We start from the raw sequence: 20,315 nt of genomic DNA on the forward strand, positions 1-20,315 counted from the left end.
GCGCAGGGGTCCGCTACGGGTTCTCCACTCGGCCGGATTCCTCCCTCAGCGGTGCGGGCTCCACCCGCAGCAGCCGGGCCGCCGGGGCGGGGAGCCACCAGTTCCACTTGCCCATCAGGGCGACGGCCGCCGGTACCAGGAGGCCGCGCACCAGCGTCGCGTCGAGCAGGATGCCGAGCGCGACGCCCGAGGCGAAGATCGACACGTCCAGCTCGCCGCCCGAGGCCATCGAGGCGAAGGAGCAGAAGAGGATCAGCGCCGCGCAGGTGACCAGGCGGCCGGTGCGTCCGATGCCGTTGACGACGGCGGTGCGTGTGGAGCCCGTGCGGTCGTACTCCTCGCGCATGCGGGCCAGGATGAAGACCTCGTAGTCCATCGACAGCCCGTACAGGAACGCGAAGACCGCCACCGGGACGAAGGTGCCGATCGAGCCGTCCGGCCGGATGCCGAGGAGCGTCTCGGTGCCCCAGCCCCACTGCCACAGCACGACCATCGCGCCCAGCACCGCCCCCAGCGACAGCAGGTTGAGGACGATCGCCTTCAGGGGGAGGAGCAGGGAGCGGAAGGCGCGGGCCAGCATCACGTACGTGACCAGGGAGAGCGCGGCCAGCGTCCAGGGGAAGGCGCTGTAGGTGACGGACACGTAGTCGAGCTGCTGGGTGACGTTGCCGCCGACCAGGACGCCGTCGGGGACCCGGTCGACGACCCGGGCGACGGTGTCCTCGCCCGCCGGTGAGCCGCCTTCGGCGTGCGGGAGGACCGTGAGGAGGGCGGAGCCGTCCCGGTGCCGTCCCGAGGCCGCGACCGCGTGGACGCCTTCGGTCGCGCGCAGGGTGTCGGCGACCGCGGTCGCGTCGGTGCCGGCGGGAACGTACACGTCGAAGGCGGTCAGCACGCCCGAGGGGATGTGGGCGTCGGTGAGCGCGGTGAGGCCGGTGCGGCCGGGGCCCGTGTCGGCGAGGCGGTCGGTGGTCGGCACGGACAGGTTGAGGCCGAACGCGAGGCAGGAGAGGGCCAGCAGGGCCGCCGCGCTGAGCGCGGCCGTCAGCAGGCGCAAGCGCACCACCCGGCGGGCCACCGCCGTCCAGAACCGCCCGGCGGACGCCTCCCTGGCCAGGCCTGCGCGCATCGGTTTCCCCGCCTCCCGGCGGCGGGCCGACCTGCGGCCGGAGGAGGACAGCAGCAGCGGCAGCAGGGTCAGCGAGACCAGGGCGCTGGCGGCGGTGACCGCCATGCCGCCGACGCCCAGGCTGCGGAGCAGCGGAATCGGGAGGAGCGCCAGGGTGAGCAGGCCGACGCCGACCGCGCCCGCGGAGAGGACGACCGCGTGCCCGGAGGTGGCCATGGCGCGGCGCACCGCCGCGTCGCCGTGGTGCCCCTTGGCCTCCTCCTCGCGCCAGCGGGTCACCAGGATCAGCGCGTAGTCGATCGCGATGCCGACGCCGAACAGCGGCAGCATGATCACCGTGGTCTCGTGCACCGCGATCAACGGGCTCGCCGCGAGCAGCCCCAGGAACGACACCGGCACCGCGACCAGCGCGGTCAGCAGCGGCACGAGGGCGAGGGCGGAGCGGAAGACGTACAGGAGGGCGACGATCGCCGCGCCGAGGGTGACCGCCAGCTTCACCGGCACGTTGAGGCCGCCCGTGTCCGCGCCGGTGGCGAGGGTGTCGAGGCCGGTGACGTGGACGGTGGAGCCCGGCGGCAGGGCGGGGCGCATCGCGTCGGCGATCAGCGGGCCGTACGCCGGGGCTTCGCCCAGTGCGCTGCCGGGCAGGCCGCCCTGCTCGACGGGGCCGCCGAAGACCAGGCCGAAGGTGGTGCGGCCGTCGGTGCCGACGAAGGCCGGGTCGCGGGTGTTCGCGTACGAGGAGACGCGGGCGCCGATCCGGTCCGCGGCGGCGTCGAAGGCCCGGCCGAGGGCGGCGCGCGCGTCCTCGGCGCGCTGTCCCTCGGGGAGGGTGACCACGGGGACGAAGGGGCGTTCGTAGCCGCCGTTGCCGTACGTCTGGACGATCTTCTGGTTCGCCTCGTGGCCGGGGAGGCCGGGGTAGGCGTTCCGCCCGTCCATGGACGGGACCAGCAGGGCGACGGCTCCGGCGCCGGCCAGCAGGAGGGCGGCGACGAGCAGGCGCACGAGTCGTTCGCGTCCGAGGACGAAGTCGCAGAGTTTTTCCATGGGCTCAGGTCAGCAGGGCGTTCTTCGGGGCTTCGGTGGTTGTTCTGGGAGATCGCTGAGAATGTCCGCCAAGACCGGTCAACGTGCTCCTGATTGAGGACACTTGGTGCGTGGATCACCCGACGAAGCACCGTGTCCTGGTCGTTGACGACGAGAGCTATCTGGCGGACCTGGTCGCCACCGCCCTGCGCTACGAGGGCTTCGAGGCGGCCACCGCCGGGAACGGGGCCGCAGCGGTCCGCCAAGTGGCCGACTTCCGGCCGGACTTGATCGTGATGGACGTGATGCTCCCCGACGGCTCGGGCATCGACACCACCCGCAGGCTGCGCGAGGCGGGGAACCGGGCGCCGGTCGTCTTCCTCACCGCCCGCGACGCCACCGAGGACAAGGTGGCGGGGCTGACGGTGGGCGGCGACGACTACGTGACCAAGCCGTTCAGCCTGGAGGAGCTGATCGCCCGCATCCGGGCGGTGCTGCGGCGCACCGCGCAGGCCGTGGAAGTGCACGGCAGGCTCGTCTTCGCCGACCTGGAGATCGACGACGACGCGCACGAGGTGCGCAGGCACGGGGTCCCGGTGGCGCTGACGCCGACCGAGTTCAAGCTGCTGCGCTATCTCGCGGCGCACGCGGGCCGGGTCCTGACGAAGCGTCAGATACTGGACCACGTCTGGGAGTACGACTTCGGGGGCAGCGACGCCGTGGTCCAGACGTACATCTCCTACCTGCGCCGCAAGATCGACGCGGTGGAGCCCGCGCTGATCCAGACGGTGCCCCGGGTCGGTTACGTGATGAGGGTGCGGGGCGAGCGGTGACGCTGCGGGCGCGGCTGGTGCTGGTGGTGGTCGCGCTGCTGGTGCTGGGGATGGCGCTGTCGGTGGGGGCGACGTTCGGGGCGCTCCAGGACTGGCGGAGCGACCGGGCCGACGAGGTGCTGGTCGCGGCGGCGGACGCGGTGCGGGGGGAGCTGGACCTGCCCCGGGGCGGGCAGACGGAGGCCGTGTGGGAGGCGGCGGCGGGGCGCGGGGACGTGCCGTCATTCTTCCAGGTGCGGGGGCGGGACGGGTCGGTGCGGGAGACGGCGGACTTCGGCGGACGACCGCCCGTCGCAGGAACGTACGGCCCGGGATTCCACGAACTCCCCGACGGAGGCTGGCTGCTCTACGGAAAAACCCTGCCGGACGGGCTGCTGCTGGTCGGCATGCGCACCGACGGGGCGGACGAGCTGGTGCGGCGCACCGCCGTGGTGGCGGTGACCTCGGGGGTCGTCGCGCTGCTGGCGGTGGCGCTGCTGTCCTGGCACGGCGTACGACGGGGGCTCCGGCCGCTCGAAGCCATCGCCGAGACCGCGTCGGCCATCGGGGAGGGCGACTTGGCCCGGCGCGTCCCGCCCGCCGGGCCGCGCACCGAGGTGGGCAGGCTGGGCGCGGCCCTCAACGCGATGCTCGCGCGGCTGGAGGCGGCCGCCGAGGAGCGGCGGCGCTCGGAGGAACGGCTGCGGCGGTTCGTCGCCGACGCCTCGCACGAGCTGCGCACCCCGGTGGCGACGGTGCGCGGGTACGCGGAACTCTTCCGGCGGGGCGCGGCCGAGCGCCCCGAGGACCTGGCCAGGGCGATGGCCCGGATCGAGTCGGAGGCGCGGCGGATGGGCTCCCTGGTCGAGGAGTTGCTGCTGCTGGCGAAGCTGGACGAGGGGCTGCCGATGGGGTCGGAGGAAGTGGACCTGACGGTCCTGGCGGCGGAGGCGGTGGACGACGCGCGGGTCCGGGCCCCGGAGCACCCGCTCTGGCTGGAGGACTCCGGCGGGCCCGTGGTCGTACGGGGCGACGCGGACCGGCTCCGGCAGGTGCTGGCCAACCTGCTGGCCAATGTGCGGCAGCACACGCCGTCGGGGACGCGGGCATGGGTGCGGGTCGCCCACGAGGGCGGGGCGGCGGTCCTGGACGTACGGGACGAGGGCCCCGGCCTCGGGTCCGGCGACCCCGCGCGCGTCTTCGCCCGCTTCTACCGCACGGACGCATCCCGGGCCGCGCACGGGGAGGGCGCGGGGCTGGGCCTGGCCATCGTGGCGGCGGTGGCGGAGGCCCACGGGGGCTCGGCGGAGGTGGTCCCGGCTGCGCGGGGGGCACACTTCCGGGTGCGGGTGCCCCTTTCAGGGGCGCGGGGAACTGCGCGAGCAACCCCCCACCCAGCCGCGCGGCCGAGCGCTTTAGGTGAAGGGGCGGGGCTGGGGCCTCCTTGGCCCAGCGGGCCGGGGCTTCACGTGCCCGGCACGGGGAGGCGCCCCGAGGGCCCCGGGGCTGCGCGCACCCGGCACCCAAGGTGCGGGCAGGGGCCGGTACCGGGGCGGGCCCGGATCGGGCGTATCGCCCCCTTGCCCGCCCGTCCCGCCCCCGGGGGGCGGCCCCGCCGCCCAAGGGGGCTAGGGAAGAGGGGGGTGGGGGCGGCCCCGCCGCCCAAGGGGGCGAGGGAGAGGGGGGGAGGGGGAGCGCCCCCGAGAGGGTGAGGGGGACGGTCAGGCCGTGAGGGTGTGGAGCCAGGACGGGAAGGCGGTCAGGTCGGGCAGGACCACGTCCGCGCCCGCCTCCCGGAGCGGAGCTTCGCCGTACGGGCCCGTGGTGACCGCCACCGCCAGCGCGCCGGCGGCCTTCGCGCCGCGGACGTCGCCCAGGTGGTCGCCGACGTAGATCCGCGCCCCCTCCTCGCGCAGCGCCTGCGCCTTGCCCTCCGCCCACACGTTGCCCGCGAGGACGTCCACCTCGATGCCCAGGTGCGCGAGGTGCAGCTTCGCGTTGGGCTCCCACTTGCCGGTGACGACCATGACCCGGCCGCCCGCCTCCCGTACCGCCGCGACCGCCTCGCGCGCGCCCGGCAGCGCCGTGGAGGGCTCGATGGCGTACGCGGGGTAGAGCGAGCGGTAGAGGTCCGCCGCCTCCTCGATCCGGTCGGCCGGGAACCAGTTCGCGATCTCCTGCTCCAGCGGCGGCCCGAGCCGGGTGACGACCAGGTCTGCGTCGATCGGCACACCGGTCTCGGCCGACAGCTGCCGGTACGCGGCCCGGATGCCCGGACGCGAGTCGATGAGCGTCATGTCGAGGTCGAACCCGACGGCGAAGGGCGGGACGAGGGGCGCGGTCAGGGGCTGGTCCGGGGTGGAAGTCATGCGGCCATTGTGCCGCGAGGGTGTTCGAGGGCCGCCCCTACACTGAGGGTCGCCTCACACGCTCACCTGTGCCTTCTTCCCCTCCTTCGGATTCCCCGCTCCCCGCCCGAAGTTCAAGGAAACCCCGCTCATGCACCGTGCGCCGCGCCCCCTCGCCGCGCTCTGTCTCCTCGCCGTCCTCGCCGCCCTGGCCGCGTGCACCGGCTCGCCGGATGCCGCCACGCGGAGCGCCGCACGTCCCACTCGTACCGTCGACACCGTCATGGGCGAGGTGACCGTTCCGGCCGTGCCGCGGCGGGTGGTCGTCCTGGACACGGCGGAGCTGGACTCCGCGCTCGCGCTCGGCGTCACCCCCGTCGGCGCCACCCACGGGGACGCCCCGACCGGCTTCCCCCGCTATCTGCCCGCCGCGCGGCTCACCGGGGTCAGGGACGTCGGCGAGTCCATGAACCCCGACCTGAAGGCCGTCGCCGCGCTCGAGCCGGACCTGATACTCGCCGGGAAGGTCCGGCACGAGGACAAGTACGACGCCCTGCGGGCCATCGCCCCCACCGTCATGACCGACGGCACCGGCCAGTCCTGGAAGCAGAACTTCCAGGTCCACGCCGAGGCGCTGGGCCGCGCGCGGGAGGCGACGCGGACGGTCGCCGCCTACACGGAGCACACCGCGCGCGTCACCGAGTCCCTCGGCGGGAAGGCCGCCGCCGCCCGCACCCAGGTCAACGTCATCCGCTTCGTCGAGGGCGCCGACATCCGCATCCAGGGCCGCCGCACCTCCCTCGGCGTCGTCCTCGCGGACGTGGGGCTCGGCCGTCCGCCGGTCACGGCCAGGGCCGCGGGCGGTTTCTCGTACGACATCGGGCCGGACCGCATCGCGCTGGCGGGCGAGGGCGCCTCCGTGCTCCTGCACTCCACGTACGGCGACCCGAAAGCCGCGGGCCGCACCCGCACACTGGCCTCCCCCGCCTGGAAGGCCCTGCCCCCGGTGAAGGCGGGCCGTGCCTTCCCCGTCGACGACGAACTCTGGGTGCGCAGCACGGGCTACCTCGCGGCGGACCGCATCCTGACCGAGCTCCAGGCCCGCCTGACGCGCCGTTGAGCCGTGGGCTCTAGCGGCTCATCCGCCTCGCCCGCCACAGCAGGAACAGCGCCGAGGTCACGGCCGCCACCCGCACCAGCACCGGCCACAGCCCCGTCAGCGCCTCGGTCAGCGCACCGTCGGCCTGGAGGGACAGGGGCTCGCCCCAGCGCCCGTCCGTACGGCCCCACAGCCACACCAGTCCCCCGGCGACCACCACCCCCGGCAGCCCCAGCGCCGCCCACTTCGCCTCGGCGCGGGTCAGCTTCCGGGAGAAGTACGCGAGGAACCAGCCGCCCAGCAGGAGCAGCAGGTTCCCGACCACCGCGCCCGCGACCAGCAGCACGGCGGCCAGCAGCAGGAAGGGGCTCCCGCGCGGAACGAGGGGCGCGCGGGCGGGCGCGTCCTCCTCGACGTCCACGGGTGCGCCGCCGCGCCGCCGCAGCCGGGCGGGCAGCCACCGGCGGCGCTGCTCCTCGACGGGCGCCTCCTCCTCGTCCCCGGCGTCCTCCTCCTCGTCCTCCTTGGGAGGCCGGAGTATCTCGGGGATCTCCACGCCCCCGGTGAAGCCGGGCACCGCCGTGCCCAGGCCGCCGAAGGGGCCCGGTTCCGTACGCCACCAGTCGGGGTCCGAGTCGCCGGAGCCGAGTTCGTCGGTGCCCGCGACATGCGGGGCGGACGGACCGGACGGCGGCTTCTGGAAACCCACCGGCGGCTCGGGTTCCGGCGCGGCGGCGCGCCGCTGCCGGGGCACCCTGCGTGACGTACGCGTGGACAGCACCGCCTCCACCCCGCCGCCGTCCGCCGCGTCCACGACCTCGTCCGGGGTGCCGAGCCGGCCAAGGATGCGCTGCACGGCGGCGGCGCTGTCCGGGCCGCCGATCGCCTTGGCGCGCTGCCGGTCGATCTCCCCGCGCAGGGCGCTGACCAGGCGCATCCGGTCGCCGGAGGTCAGCTGGCGCTGCTGGGCGAGGTCGCCGACCCGGCTCAGGTAGTCGAAGACCAACTGGTCGCTCTCGATGCCCACGGCGTCCGTCCCCTGCGTGTTCTGCGGCCCCGACGGCTTCGGCACCTCGCGGATCCCGTACGTGGATCTCCTGCCCGCAAGTGCCGGTCGGCCACGCCCGGTTGCCGACCCGCCCCGCACCGACGGTAGCGCCTGCCGCTCGGGACCGGGCGGTTCAGGGGCTAACGTGGGGCGGATGGGGACCAGCGAGCGCGACCTGGAGGCGCACGTGCCCGAACAATTCACCACCGGGAACCACACGGCGGACACACCGGCGGACCGCGACACCGGCCGCGCGGGCGTGCCCGCAGACCCCGGCACGGCCCACGGGCACACCCATGCCCCGAACCTCCCGGGCCCCACCACGCCCGCCACGGGTGCGAGCACACCCACCACCCCGCCCCGCACCCTCGCCGAATCCCTCCGCACCCGCCCCGACGCCTCCCTCTCCGCGCTCCTCCGCGCCCGGCCCGACCTGCTCAATCCCGTTCCCGGCGACCTCACCCTCCTCGCCACCCGCGCCGGGACCCGGGCCTCCGTCGTGCGCGCCCTGGAGCGGCTGGACCGGTTCTCGCTGCAGACCGCCGAGGCCCTGGCCGTGGCCCCCGACCCGGCCCCGTACGAGACCCTTCTGCACCTCATGACCGGCGACGAGGGCGACCCGGCGACCGCCGAAGCCCTCCCGCACGCCGTGCACACCCTGCGTGAACAGGCCCTGGTCTGGGGCGCCGACGACCGCCTGCGCCTCGTCCGCACCGCCCGCGAACTCCTCGCGCCCTCCGCCACGCACCCCTCCCCCACCGGCCTCGGCCCGACCGTCGCCGAGGCGACCGCCGGGATGTCCCCGACCCGGTTGCAGGAGATCCTCACGGCGATCGGCGTCCCCACCACCCACGACCCGGTCTCGGCGGTACGGGCCCTCACCGCCCTGTTCACCGACCGCACCCGCATGGACGCCCTGCTCGACACCGCGCCCTCCGACGCGCTCACCGTCCTCGACCGGCTGGTCTGGGGTCCGCCGTACGGCGAGGTCAGCTCCGACCCGGCCCCGCCCGTGCGCTGGCTGCGCGACCACGGCCTGCTGCTGCCGACCAGCGCCCGCACCGTCGTCCTGCCCCGCGAGGCCGCCCTCCACCTGCGCGCCGGCCGCGCCCACCGCACCACGGAACCCGCGCCTCCGCAGCTCGTGCCCGCCCCCGCGCACTCCCCGAAGATGGTCGACCTCACGGCGGCGGGCCAGGCCTTCAGCGCCCTGTCCACCGTCGAGGAGCTCCTCAAGGACTGGGACAAGGGCGGCCCCTCCGTCCTGCGCTCCGGCGGCCTGAGCGTCCGCGACCTCAAGCGCACCGCCACCGCCCGCGACCTCACCGAGCCGACGGCCGCCTTCTGGCTCGAACTCGCTTACGCGGCAGGGCTGTTGGCGTCGGACGGGCAGGCGGACGAGCGGTACGCGCCCACTCCCGCGTACGACGAGTGGCTCGACCTGCCGCCCCAGGACCGCTGGTCCCGCCTCGCCGCCGCCTGGCTGCGCGCCACCCGCACCTCGGGCCTGGTCGGCGGCCAGGACGCGAAGGGCCGCACCCTGTCCGTGCTCGGCCCGGACCTGGACCGCTCCGCCGCCCCGGAGGTACGCCGCCGGGTCCTGACCCTGCTCGCCTCGCTCCCGGAGGGCACCGCCCCCGACCCGGAAGCGGTCCTCACCCGCCTGCGCTGGGAACGCCCGCAGCGCGGCACCACCGGCGAACTCCGCGCCCGCCTCGCCCTGTGGACCCTGGACGAGGCCGAACTGCTGGGCGTGACGGGCCGCGGCGCCCTCTCCGCGCACGGCCGCGCACTCGCGGGCCTGGACACGGAGGCCCCCTCCGAGGCCGAGCCGGAAACCGGGGCCGCCGCCCTCCTCGCCCCCCTCATCCCCGAGCCCCTGGACCACGTCCTCCTCCAGGCCGACCTGACCGCCGTCGCCCCCGGCCCCCTCCAGCGGCCCCTCGCCGAGGCCCTCTCCGTGCTGGCCGACATCGAGAGCCGGGGCGGCGCGACCGTCTACCGCTTCACGCCCGGTTCGGTGCGCCGCGCCCTGGACTCCGGCCAGAGCGCCTCCGACCTGCACGCCTTCCTGGCCGCGCACAGCCGCACCCCGGTCCCGCAGCCCCTCAGCTACCTCATCGACGACGTGGCCCGCCGCCACGGCCACCTCCGGGTGGGGGCGGCCTCCTCGTACGTACGCTGCGACGACGACGCCGTCCTCGGCGAGATCCTCGCCGACAAGCGGTCCGCCGGGCTCGGCCTGCGCCGTCTCGCACCGACCGTGCTGGCCTCCCGCGCCGAACCCGCCGCCCTCCTCGACGGCCTGCGCTCGATGGGCTTCGCCCCGGCGGCGGAGTCGGCGGCCGGCGACGTCCTGATCACCCGGGCCGACGCGCACCGGACGCCGCCCCGGACGGCTCCCGTCCCGGTGCCGGAAGGTCCTCCCGTACCGGACGAGACACTTCTCCACGCGGCCCTGCACGCGATCCGGGCGGGCGACATGGCGGCCAACGCGGTCCGCAAGCCGACCACCCCGACGGCTTCGCGGCCCTCGCGCGCCCACGACTCGCTGCCCCGCACGTCCTCCGCCGAGACCCTGGCGACGGTCCAGGCGGCGGCGATGACGGGCTCGGCGCTGTGGATCGGCTACGTCAACGCGGACGGGGCGGCGAGCCAGCGCGTGATCGCGCCGGTGCGGGTGGAGGGCGGCTTCGTCACCGCGTACGACCACACGGCGGACGAGGTCAAGACGTACCCCTTGCACCGCATCACGGGAGTCGCCGAACTGGCCGACGACCCCGCGTAGCCACTCCGGTCAGGGTGTCCGGGCCCCGGCGCCACGCGCGCGGGCCCGGGCGGCGAGGCCGCTGCCCCAGGTGCGCCAGGACGCCTTCCCGGCCGCCGGCTTGTCGAGCGACGGCGCGCCGGTCGCGGGCTCCTCGACGGGCGTCTCCTCCCGGAACCGCTTGCGGTGCACCACCCGCCCCAGCCGCCGCCCCAGCACCAGGTACCCGAGCAGCGCCCCCGTCGTATTCATGATCACGTCGTCGACGTCGAAGGCCCGTCCGGTGACGATCGCCCCCTGCGCCAGCTCCACCAGCACGATCACCGCGACCGTCGCCAGCAGCATCCGCACGAACCGCCACCGCCTCGGCCCGAGGATCGGCAGCAGCACCCCGAACGGCACCCCGAGCAGGATGTTCCCGCCGACCTGCTTGCAGGCGGCGAGGAAGGTGTAGTCCTGCGCGTACTGCCGCAGCGAGGCCCCGGGGCGGAGGTTGCTGTGCACGAGGCCCTCGGAGGCGGGCGAGGGCACGAGGGTCAGTTTCGCCAGGACGACGGAGAAGCCGATCAGCACGAGAAAGGCCAGCAGGATCAGGGCGGTCCGTAGGAGCACCCAGCTCCACAGCGGACGCGGCTCCAGCGGTTCCACTTCGGCGGCGGGCGTGCGTTCGGCAGTCATGGCATCCCGCTTACCCCCGCGATCCCGGCTCTCACCCGTGGACCGGGGGCGCGCGTGAGGCACTATGGAGGTTTGACCGCGCGCGGAAGGACTCACGGCGTTGAACGGACCCCTCATCGTCCATACGATCAGGTCCGATGCACATACTTAGCACAACGGCGCGGACGCCGTGAAGCCCTGAACACCCGTCCGGCCGACCAGGGATGAGCAACAGTCAGGGCCCTTTCCCGTTCTGGAAAGGCGTACCCCTTGACCTTGATCGTGCGGCGTCGAAGCATCGAAGACACCCGAGTGGAACTGTTCCACTCGGCTCCCGAGCGAGGGAGACGTCGATGTTGCGGAAGCTGTCCGGTGACCCGGAGTGCAAGAACGGCACATGCCCGACCCTGTTCGTCACCGAAGACGAGAAGAACTACGTCGTACAGGGCTACGTGATCACCGACCCCGAGCGGCTGGCGCAGCTACAGCTACCCGAAGGGGAGTCGGCGGTCCTGATCCCCCGTGCCGTCCTTGAGGAGTACTTCGCCCATGCTGACCGGTGAGGCTTTCGGGGCCCTCTTCGAGACCTTCGAGCGGACGGCATTCCGGCTGGAGACGCTGGACGAGTACGACGTCGAAGAGGAGCGCGAGGAGATCGCGCGGTTCCTGGCGGGTGAGGACATGGGCCCCGATTGGGACGACAACCCGTGGGTGCGTTCCATGACCGACTGGGGCAAGCAGGTAGGGCGCGTGCACGTCCTCCGATCCCCGCTCACGGACTATCTGCGGTACGAGCTGGCGGCCTATCCCGGCAACATCAAGGCGGGGGAGAGCATCGGGATCGTTGATCTCGCAGACCAGGACGTGGCCGGTCTCCCGGACCATGACTTCTGGCTCTTCGACGACCGCGACGTGTACCGGATGCACTACACGCCGGCGGGGGCGTTCGTTGGCGGGGAGCATCTTCCGCCGCATCGGCTCGACGAGTACCGGGCCTACCGTGACCGGGCCCTTGCCGTGGCCGTTCCGTTCGCCGACTACTGGGAGCGCCACCGCTGATAGCAGACAGCCTTGGGGCAGCCCTGCGGACGCTACGAGAGGCATCGGGACTCACCGGTGACGTGGTCGCCCGTAGGGCCTCCATGTCTGCGGGGAAGCTGTCCAAGCTCGAAACCGGCAAGGTCCGGCCGACGGTGCAGGACGTCGACCTGATCATGACCGCGCTGGGCGTCTCCGATGCGGTGAAGGACGAGTTCCTGGCGACCGCCCGCGCAGAGGCGACGGAGGCGACTGCATGGCGTCTCCTGCGCCGTATGGGGCCGTGGAAGCACCAGCGGACCATCAAGGCAATCGAGGCCAGCACAACCACGCTCAGGCTGTTTCAGGGGCAGCTCATTCCGGGGCTGTTGCAGACGCCGGAGTACATGAGCGCCGTGTTCTCCCTGCCCCCGGCGCTCCCGGACGAGAGTCGGGCCAAGACCGTTGCTGCGCGCATGGAGCGACAAGCCGTTCTGTACGACGACGGGCGCTCGTTCCATTTCGTGATCTGTGAGCACGTGCTCCGGTGGCTGGTCAGTGAGCCGGTGATCATGGCTCTTCAGCTCGACCGGCTGGTTTCCCTGTCCCGACTCCCCAATCTCTCCGTGGGAGTTGTTCCACTGACCGGCCGTATGCCTGACTTCCCGATGACGTGCTTCAGCCTCCATGACGACCGCCTGGTGATCGTGGAGACCTTTCACTCAGAGGTCACGACCAGAGACCCCAAAGACGTTGAGACGTACGTCGACACGTTCGAGCGGTTCGCCTCAGTGGCCCTCTACGGGGACGACATGAGAACCCTCGTGGAGTCCATCCGAGACGGATTCTTGCCCCAACAGGAAAGCCCCTAGGACGCCTGATAAGCAGGGCGAACCATGGTTGTCATCCGACAGACGACAACCGGCGGGACACCCATGCTGAGTGACTACGAAGCAAGAAGGCCGACCACGTACCTGCTCAAGGAACCCCGGCTCGAACCCACGCCGATTCCAGGTTGCGGCGGGTGCCTGAGCATCTGCGTCAGACGTGAGAACTGTCGATCCGTCGGGGACTTCTCCGGGGTGTCCGACTGCAATGTCGAGCTGCGGGAACACCAGGACGCCAGGCACTGCGCATGACCAGCAAGAGGGCGCAGAAGAAGCCGGACTTCACGCTTCTGACCATCCGGGTGTCCCGAGATTCAGGGAAGACATGGGAGCCCAAGCGCGAAGTGCGGAGCAGCGAGAAGCTGGCCCCGCTCCCTATTGGTGCGTGGCCCATGTGCGAGTGCCCGCGCTGCCTCAAGTAGGCCCCGGACCCGTGGGGACGGCGGAGCGACACGGCCCCGCGATCCGGTGAAGGAAGCACCGTCAGGCTTCCTGCGCAGCCCCGTCGGTGTCGGTCGCCGGCGGGGCTTCTCCATGCCAGCCATAGCCACCCCAATACCCGTACGGAATCCGGCTTGCTATACCTCTGCGGTGGCATAACCGCCCTCAAGGACCCCCTCCCCACCCCGTAACAGCGCCTAAAACCCACCCAGCGTGCGCACCGCGAGCTTGGGCCGGGATCGGCAGAAGGCGCATCCGCCGACCTTCGCCCCGCCCCGCCCCGCCCCACACCCTGAACACCCCACACCCCGAGCAGTAGAGAGACCGCCCACCACAGACGGCAGACGGTCTCTCGGATTCGGTCGGTCACACGTCGTCGCTCAGCGCCCGGTACAACGTCGCGCGGGACACCTTGAGCACCTTGGCAATGGCCGTGACGCTCTCCCCCTTCGCGCGCCGGGAACGGGCCGCAGCGAGCTTGTCAGCGTCCATCACGGCCGGACGTCCACCGGTACGCCCCTGAGCCTTGGCAGCGTCCAGACCGGCCCGTGTGCGCTCCACGATCATGTCCCGCTCCAGCTCAGCGAACGCCACCATCATCGTGAAGAAGAATTTTCCCTCACCCTTCGGGGAGTAGCTGCCCGCCAGCGTGCCCGTCAGGATGCGCAGGCTGATCCCACGGGCGTGCAAGTCCTCGGCGATCGTCAGAACATCCTTGGTGGAGCGCCCCAACCGGTCCAGCTTCCACACGCACAGTGTGTCGCCCTCCCGCATGTAGTCGAGAGCGGCTATCAGTCCCGCACGGTCGGCGTTCTTGCCCGATGCCTTGTCCTCAAAGACCCGCGTGCAACCCGCCTCACTCAGGGCGTCCGCCTGAAGCTGCGCATCCTGCGCGTTGGTGCTGACTCGCTTGTAACCGACCAGGGTTCCCGTGTTCGTCGTCATGCATGGATCGTCTCAGAACCCGTCTCAGAACACCAGGGGTTTCAGGCATGTTCTGAGACGGGTTTTGCAACAGAGTTTCGGGGGCCCGGGGTGGTCGGCGGGACCGTCTCATAAACCATCGTTTGATAGACGCCCCGCCGACCGTCACGCAGCGCAACACCCCGCACAAATGCCCTTAGTTGCCATGCGAGGGTTTTCCCTCCCTGCCGCGCAGGATCTGAGCAAGAGGGGGGTCACCCCCTGGGGTCACCCGGGAAGCAGCAGCAGCGGCTTCCACTCGTCCATCAACTGGTCCTTCTTCGAGCCGTTGCAGAGCACACAGACCACGCGCATGTTCGCCACCGTAGACAGTCCGCCCCGCGATATCGGGATCACGTGATCGATCACCCCGCCCTCGGGCAGCGGAGCCGAGCAGTGGAAGCAGCCCGCATCTCCGTGAGCCGCACGCACCCGGCGCTGAAGCGTCACCCGGCGCGCTGCCGTGCGCTGCTTCTTCTGACACGAACTGCACACGCCATCACGGAACTTGAGGATCACGGGCGTACCGCAACGCCGACATGGAACCGGATCAGGCTTGGTCCGGGCGCGCTTACGGATGTACTCAGCGGCACGACTGCACGCATCCGAGCAGTACCGGCGGGCAGGCCCCCGAGACACACCCACAAGGTTCGAGCACTGCGGCCCCTGACACGGCCTGCGCGCCTCCACCTCCCGTCGCCGCTCCGCCACCTTCCGACGTTCAGCCCGGCGTGACTCCTCCACCTCCTCGGCGCACTGCTCGCAATACTTGGCCCACGCCTCACGACCGTGTGGCTTGTCGCAGCGATAGCACCGCGCAGGACCAACGGCAGCACGCACCGCCTCACGGGCCTTACGCGCAGCCGTCTGCAACCGGGCCGACTCGACACACAACGGCGCGCCACATGTCGTGCGGGCGTCACGGGGGCGCTCCCCAAGGCACTCCGAACACGTCGCGCGCGTCTCCTCCAACGCCGACACAACCCCACCCCTCATCATTTTTGTTGATCATGAAACCCCTCGACGAACCCCCTACAGGCCAGTAACCGCAAGGGTCAGCACCGGTCGCGGAACGGGGAGTAAAGAAGCAAAGGAGGCGCACGCAGACCGCACCCCCGCAACACCACTCCGTCATCCCCCCGACAGAAACGTGACCGCCCCCGGCGCGCCCCCGACTGTATGCACGCGGACTGACACCCTCCACCGCATTCCCCGACGCCACACACACCCCCAGGAACGCCGAACGGCCCGCCACCGGGGAATCCCAGCAACGGGCCGCGAACGGCGCTCAGTCAGCCTCCGTACAACTCCACCTCCCGGGCCACGGCACGCTGTATGACCGCTTCAACGTCCTTGCCGTCAGCGTCCGCACGGCGGATCTCGCCGTCCTCCCCGAAGTGGACCGTGAGGCGGGACGTGTCGAGCTTCGGTCCACCCTTGCGGGACATGCCGACTTCCACATACGTCCCGGCGTCCAGCAGCAAGTCCCGCTTGCCCGCCGTATCGGCGTCCTTCCAGTACTGCCCGTGGGTGCGGCCCGTCGGGACTGCCTCAACGCCCGCAGGCTTGGCAGTGCGCTGCTTCTCGTTCAGCGAGGCCAACCGCTCTTCCAACTTGGCGTACTGAGCCGCATATCGCGCCGCGCCTTCCTCTCCCTTGAAGAGACCACGGTCATAGCGGTCCTTCTCCAGGTCACCCAGCGCTTCTCGGGCCTGCCGGATCTGCGGGCGGAAGTCCTCCCCTGCGTGCTCCACCATGAGCACCACAGGGAGTGCGCCGAAGCTCGTGAGGAATCGGTCCGCGACGTACTGCTCCATGCCCTCACCAGCGATGCTCACGCCGTAACAGGTGCTCTCCGTGCCCGCTTGGAGCGCCTTCAACCGGCCGATGCAGCGATACCGGGTCCGCCCCTTGGCGACGTACGTGTACATCCGTGTCTTGCACACCGCGCAGTACACGACCCCCCGGAGCAGCGACGTACCTTCCCTCCGACGGTCACCGGGGTTGGCCCGCCGGCCCAACTCGTCCTGCAACTCCTGCCACGTGTCCGTGCTGAGAATCGGCGTGCGGCCGACCATGGGCAGCCCGTCCGTCATCAGGATCGGCTTGCCGTCCTCGATGACCTGGCCCAGCAACTGGGGGTTGGTCAGCAGGCTGCGCAGCGTGGACGTGTACCACTGCTTCGAGTCGCTGCGCTTGCCCGTGGTCTGCCGGGACGAGTGGCCGGGCGAGGGTTTGTCCGACGCGGTGAGGTCCGTTGCGATCTTGAGGAGTGAGTCCTTGTTCAGGACCCGCTTCACGATCCCGTGGATGGTCTCCGCTTCCTCCGGGTTGACCTCCAGGACTTTCCCGGCACCCTCGGGGTTCGGGACCACGCGGTATCCGTACGGCACCCTGCCGCCCGTGTAGCGCCCTTCCCGGCGCAGGTGCTCGTGAGCGCTGGAGACACGCATGCCGATGGTGTCTGACTCCAGCTCTGCAAAGACCGCGATCACCTTCGCCATGGCGCGCCCCATCGACGACGTGAGGTCCAACGGCTCACTGGCCGACGCAAGCGCCACACTCGCGCTCTGCGTGACCTTCATGATCTCGGCGAAGTCCACCGTGGACCTGGCCAAGCGGTCGATCTTGAAGAACACGATCACGTCGAAATCGGCGAGCCGCGACAGCACCCTTTGCAGCCCCGGACGATCCAGCCCACGGGAATAGCCGGAGACGTCGATGTCTTCTTCTACTGCGACGACGTTCCAGCCCCTGGCCTTGCACAACGCCTCGCACGCAGAGCGCTGACGCTCGGGCGAGGTAGACTCTTCCGTTTCGCGTGAAAGTCGTACGTAGATGGCGGCGCGCATTCCCTGCGCACTTGCGGAGACGCCCTGAGAGCGTCGAGCACGGGGCAAAGCCCGCGCCGTTGCGGGTGTGTTGTCCGTCACGGGACGATCCTACTTCCGGAGGTATGTGTGTCCTGCCTGATCGTCCAGAGCGACAAGACGCTCCTCCTCGAAGTCGACCACGAGCGGGCGGACGCCTGCCGGCGGGCCATCGCGCCGTTCGCGGAGCTGGAGCGTGCCCCGGAGCACATCCACACCTACCGGCTGACCCCGCTCGGCCTGTGGAACGCGCGGGCCGCCGGGCACGACGCCGAGCAGGTCGTGGACGCGCTGGTGGAGTTCTCGCGGTACCCGGTGCCGCACGCGCTGCTCGTCGACGTCGCCGAGACGATGGCCCGGTACGGGCGGCTGACGCTCAGCAAGCATCCGGTGCACGGGCTGGTGCTGACCTCCACGGACCGGCCGGTCCTGGAGGAGATCCTGCGGTCGAAGAAGGTGCAGCCGCTGGTGGGGGCGCGGATCGACGCGGACACCGTCGCCGTGCACCCCTCCGAGCGCGGCCAGATCAAGCAGACGCTGCTCAAGCTGGGGTGGCCCGCCGAGGACCTTGCCGGGTACGTCGACGGGGAGGCGCACCCCATCGAGCTGGCCGAGGACGGGTGGGCGTTGCGCCCGTACCAGAAGCAGGCCGTGGAGGGGTTCTGGCACGGCGGCTCGGGTGTGGTCGTGCTGCCCTGCGGGGCGGGGAAGACGCTGGTCGGGGCCGGGGCGATGGCCGAGGCGAAGGCCACCACGCTGATTCTGGTGACCAACACCGTCTCGGCGCGGCAGTGGAAGCACGAGCTGGTGAAGCGGACCTCGCTGACCGAGGACGAGATCGGCGAGTACAGCGGTACGAAGAAGGAGATCCGGCCGGTCACCATCGCCACCTACCAGGTGCTGACGACCCGGCGGAAGGGCGTCTACCCGCACCTGGAGCTGTTCGACTCGCGGGACTGGGGGCTGGTGATCTACGACGAGGTGCATCTGCTGCCCGCGCCGGTTTTCAAGTTCACCGCTGATCTGCAGGCGCGGCGGCGGCTGGGGCTCACGGCGACGCTGGTGCGGGAGGACGGGCGCGAGTCGGACGTCTTCTCGCTGATCGGGCCGAAGCGGTTCGACGCTCCGTGGAAGGAGATCGAGGCGCAGGGGTACATCGCGCCTGCGGACTGTGTGGAGGTACGGGTCAACCTGACCGACTCCGAGCGGCTCGCGTATGCCACGGCGGAGGCCGAGGAGAAGTACCGCTTCTGTGCGACGACCGCGACCAAGCGGAAGGTGACGGAGGCGCTGGTCGCCAAGCACAAGGGCGAGCAGACGCTGGTCATCGGGCAGTACATCGACCAGTTGGACGAGTTGGGGGAGCACCTGGGGGCTCCGGTCATCAAGGGTGAGACCCCGAATGCGCAGCGGGAGAAGCTTTTTGACGCGTTCCGGACGGGTGAGCTGAACGTCCTCGTCGTGTCGAAGGTCGCGAACTTCTCGATCGACCTGCCGGAGGCGACGGTCGCGATCCAGGTGTCGGGCACGTTCGGGTCGCGGCAGGAGGAGGCGCAGCGGCTGGGGCGGGTGCTGCGGCCGAAGGCGGACGGGCACGAGGCGCGCTTCTACTCGGTGGTGGCGCGGGACACGATTGATCAGGACTTCGCGGCGCACCGGCAGAGGTTCCTGGCGGAGCAGGGGTATGCGTATCGGATCGTGGATGCGGACGATTTGCTGGCGGGGCAGTAGGGGGGCCTTGCGGGGCGGGGGGCACCTTGCACGCTGGGTGTGCTTGGCCTCGGGGCCCTCGGGGCGCCTTCCGGTTCCGGGGGCGTTCAGCCCCGGCCCGTTGGGCCAAGAGGGCCCCAGCCCCGCCCCTTCACTAAAGCGCTCGGCCGCGCGGCTTTGTGGTGGGTTGCTCGCGCAGTTCTCCGCGCCCCTGAAGGGGCACGGCTCAGCGCACGGACAGGAACAGCAGGAAGGACGCCAGGGCCATCGTGCAGGCGGCGATCGTCGTCAGGTGTGCGCGCTTCGTGCGCGATGCGCGGCGGGAGGGCAGCACGAGGGCCCATGCCCACAGCACGAGCGACCCGAGCACGCACAGCAGCGAGACCGCGGTCAGGCTGTAGAGGAGCGTCTCACAGCCGCCGATGCAGTGGGCCAGGCTCATCTGCGACACCAGCAGGAACACGTAGTAGAGGACCGCCAGCGCCCCCATCAGCACCACGCTGCCGAGCCGCACCCACTTGGCCGCCGGGTCGTGCGCCGTGGGGGCCTGAGCCACAGGGTTCTGCCCCGCGGAGCAGCCGCTCACAGCGACCACAGCGATCCGAACGAGAGCGCCAGCGCACCCACGGTCCCCGCGACCAGGTACCAGCGCGCCGCCCGGAACTTCCGGTGCGAGGGCAGGGCCAGCGAGGCGAGGAACAGCAGCGCGCCGACGATCAGGGAGCCGAACGAGACGTAGATCGCGCCGGTGATCTGGTCGTAGCAGGGCTCGGTGGGCTCGCAGTGGTCGAGCGCCATCGGGGAGAGTCCCAGGAACATCAGGATGATCAGCATCGCCGGCACCAGCACGAGCACGGCGGCGAGGCGGATCCACTTGGCCGACGGGTCGTGGTCGGCCGAGTCCCGCAGCAGGCCCAGCGGGGTCTGCGGGCCCCAAGTGGGGACCTTCTGCGCCGAGTTGGCGGGTCCCGCTGCGGTGAGGCCGGCGTCGGCCGTGCTTCGCTTCATGTGCACAGTGGACCGCGCGGAGCCTCCCCCGCGCCTCCGGTGACGTACTCAGAAATCGCCGCCCCGCGTACTCAGTTCCGTCAGGGGATCAGGACCATGGCCACGAGCGCCGCCACCGTCGTGCCCATCGACCACACCGCCAGCCGGAGTCGCAGCTCCTTCCGGTCACGGGTCGCCGGCATGCACAGCACGGCCGCGCCCAGCACCGCCGCCGCGAGCAGGCCGACCAGTCCGAGGACGACTCCGCCCGAGGTCCTGCCCTTCTGCGCCTCCAGCAACGCCTGCGCGAGCAGTGCGCCGAAGCCCCACAGCGGGACCAGCACCAGCATGGTCAGCGCCCGCACCCGTGCGGCCGTGCCGTCATGGGGCGTCGGCGGGTAGGACGGCGGGGGCGGGACGTGCGGCATCCGGAGGGTGGGCGACGGGTCGTCGCTGCTTCGCTGCGGCTCTCTCGGCGACGTGCTCTGCGGCTCCATGCGGGCAGTACACCGCGCGGCCGGACCCGTACACGTCCGCGCGGGCACTCAGCG

The 20,315-nt window shown here is 71.6% G+C and carries 18 protein-coding genes; 8 read left to right on the forward strand and 10 right to left on the reverse strand.

What is annotated here, in order from left to right; translation table 11 throughout:
• Window positions 1-13 precede the first annotated feature (13 nt).
• Window positions 14-2,179: an MMPL family transporter gene (locus IE269_RS24905; RefSeq protein WP_189825352.1), complete on the reverse strand. Its 2,166-nt coding sequence runs from the start codon at window positions 2,177-2,179 to the stop codon at window positions 14-16.
• Window positions 2,180-2,289: 110 nt separating this feature from the next.
• Here IE269_RS24905 and IE269_RS24910 point away from each other — a divergent pair, with 110 nt between their 5' ends.
• Both IE269_RS24910 and IE269_RS24915 read left to right on the forward strand, forming a co-directional pair.
• The gene (locus IE269_RS24910) at window positions 2,290-2,991 is read left to right on the forward strand and encodes a response regulator transcription factor (protein WP_189825353.1); all 702 of its coding nucleotides are present in this window, start codon (window positions 2,290-2,292) and stop codon (window positions 2,989-2,991) included.
• Entirely contained in the window at window positions 2,988-4,682 is a 1,695-nt protein-coding gene (locus tag IE269_RS24915; protein ID WP_189825354.1) for a HAMP domain-containing sensor histidine kinase, read from the forward strand. The genes IE269_RS24910 and IE269_RS24915 overlap by 4 nt, the downstream gene beginning before the upstream one ends.
• A gap of 9 nt (window positions 4,683-4,691) precedes the next feature.
• Here IE269_RS24915 and IE269_RS24920 read toward each other — a convergent pair whose 3' ends face one another.
• Entirely contained in the window at window positions 4,692-5,339 is a 648-nt protein-coding gene (locus IE269_RS24920) for an HAD family hydrolase (RefSeq protein WP_189825355.1), read from the reverse strand.
• A gap of 130 nt (window positions 5,340-5,469) precedes the next feature.
• On the opposite strand from IE269_RS24920, the gene IE269_RS24925 reads away from it, so the two are divergent.
• The gene (locus IE269_RS24925; RefSeq protein ID WP_189825356.1) at window positions 5,470-6,438 is read left to right on the forward strand and encodes an ABC transporter substrate-binding protein; all 969 of its coding nucleotides are present in this window, start codon (window positions 5,470-5,472) and stop codon (window positions 6,436-6,438) included.
• A gap of 10 nt (window positions 6,439-6,448) precedes the next feature.
• Here IE269_RS24925 and IE269_RS24930 read toward each other — a convergent pair whose 3' ends face one another.
• The gene (locus IE269_RS24930) at window positions 6,449-7,444 is read right to left on the reverse strand and encodes a hypothetical protein (RefSeq protein WP_189825409.1); all 996 of its coding nucleotides are present in this window, start codon (window positions 7,442-7,444) and stop codon (window positions 6,449-6,451) included.
• A gap of 175 nt (window positions 7,445-7,619) precedes the next feature.
• Between IE269_RS24930 and IE269_RS24935 the strand changes: the two genes are divergently transcribed.
• On the forward strand, window positions 7,620-10,253 hold the full coding sequence (locus IE269_RS24935; protein ID WP_229898190.1) for a helicase C-terminal domain-containing protein: 2,634 nt from the start codon (window positions 7,620-7,622) through the stop codon (window positions 10,251-10,253).
• 9 nt (window positions 10,254-10,262) lie between these two features.
• Here IE269_RS24935 and IE269_RS24940 read toward each other — a convergent pair whose 3' ends face one another.
• Window positions 10,263-10,910, reverse strand: a complete 648-nt coding sequence (locus IE269_RS24940; protein WP_189825357.1) for a VanZ family protein — start codon at window positions 10,908-10,910, stop codon at window positions 10,263-10,265.
• A gap of 332 nt (window positions 10,911-11,242) precedes the next feature.
• On the opposite strand from IE269_RS24940, the gene IE269_RS24945 reads away from it, so the two are divergent.
• Genes IE269_RS24945 through IE269_RS24955 form a run of 3 tightly spaced genes read left to right on the forward strand, consistent with a single transcriptional unit; the run spans window position 11,243 to window position 12,778 of the window.
• Window positions 11,243-11,452: a hypothetical protein gene (locus IE269_RS24945; protein WP_189825358.1), complete on the forward strand. Its 210-nt coding sequence runs from the start codon at window positions 11,243-11,245 to the stop codon at window positions 11,450-11,452.
• Complete coding sequence (locus tag IE269_RS24950; RefSeq protein ID WP_189825359.1) at window positions 11,439-11,948, forward strand: DUF6879 family protein; 510 nt, start codon at window positions 11,439-11,441, stop codon at window positions 11,946-11,948. Before IE269_RS24945 ends, IE269_RS24950 begins: the two co-directional genes overlap by 14 nt.
• Before the next feature lie 23 nt (window positions 11,949-11,971).
• On the forward strand, window positions 11,972-12,778 hold the full coding sequence (locus IE269_RS24955; protein ID WP_308436981.1) for a helix-turn-helix domain-containing protein: 807 nt from the start codon (window positions 11,972-11,974) through the stop codon (window positions 12,776-12,778).
• 822 nt (window positions 12,779-13,600) lie between these two features.
• Here the strand turns inward: IE269_RS24955 and IE269_RS24960 are convergent.
• The 3 genes from IE269_RS24960 to IE269_RS24970 all read right to left on the reverse strand — a co-directional run bounded on the left by IE269_RS24960 (window position 13,601) and on the right by IE269_RS24970 (window position 17,130).
• On the reverse strand, window positions 13,601-14,179 hold the full coding sequence (locus IE269_RS24960) for a recombinase family protein (protein ID WP_189825360.1): 579 nt from the start codon (window positions 14,177-14,179) through the stop codon (window positions 13,601-13,603).
• A 246-nt stretch (window positions 14,180-14,425) separates the two neighbouring features.
• Entirely contained in the window at window positions 14,426-14,716 is a 291-nt protein-coding gene (locus tag IE269_RS24965; RefSeq protein WP_189825361.1) for an HNH endonuclease, read from the reverse strand.
• Between the two features lie 773 nt (window positions 14,717-15,489).
• A complete protein-coding gene (locus IE269_RS24970) occupies window positions 15,490-17,130 on the reverse strand; it encodes a recombinase family protein (RefSeq protein WP_189825362.1) in 1,641 nt (546 codons plus the stop codon).
• Between the two features lie 27 nt (window positions 17,131-17,157).
• Here IE269_RS24970 and IE269_RS24975 point away from each other — a divergent pair, with 27 nt between their 5' ends.
• A complete protein-coding gene (locus IE269_RS24975; RefSeq protein WP_189825363.1) occupies window positions 17,158-18,798 on the forward strand; it encodes a DNA repair helicase XPB in 1,641 nt (546 codons plus the stop codon).
• Between the two features lie 205 nt (window positions 18,799-19,003).
• Here IE269_RS24975 and IE269_RS24980 read toward each other — a convergent pair whose 3' ends face one another.
• From IE269_RS24980 to IE269_RS24990, 3 genes are all read right to left on the reverse strand, one after another.
• Window positions 19,004-19,333: a hypothetical protein gene (locus IE269_RS24980; RefSeq protein ID WP_189825364.1), complete on the reverse strand. Its 330-nt coding sequence runs from the start codon at window positions 19,331-19,333 to the stop codon at window positions 19,004-19,006.
• A 26-nt stretch (window positions 19,334-19,359) separates the two neighbouring features.
• Window positions 19,360-19,785, reverse strand: coding sequence for a hypothetical protein (locus IE269_RS24985; protein WP_189825365.1), 426 nt, complete (start codon window positions 19,783-19,785; stop codon window positions 19,360-19,362).
• Between the two features lie 80 nt (window positions 19,786-19,865).
• The gene (locus IE269_RS24990; RefSeq protein WP_189825366.1) at window positions 19,866-20,261 is read right to left on the reverse strand and encodes a hypothetical protein; all 396 of its coding nucleotides are present in this window, start codon (window positions 20,259-20,261) and stop codon (window positions 19,866-19,868) included.
• Window positions 20,262-20,315: the final 54 nt, after the last annotated feature.

The sequence above is a fragment of the Streptomyces spiroverticillatus genome (assembly GCA_014650415.1).
Classification (GTDB): Bacteria; Actinomycetota; Actinomycetes; order Streptomycetales; family Streptomycetaceae; genus Streptomyces; species Streptomyces spiroverticillatus.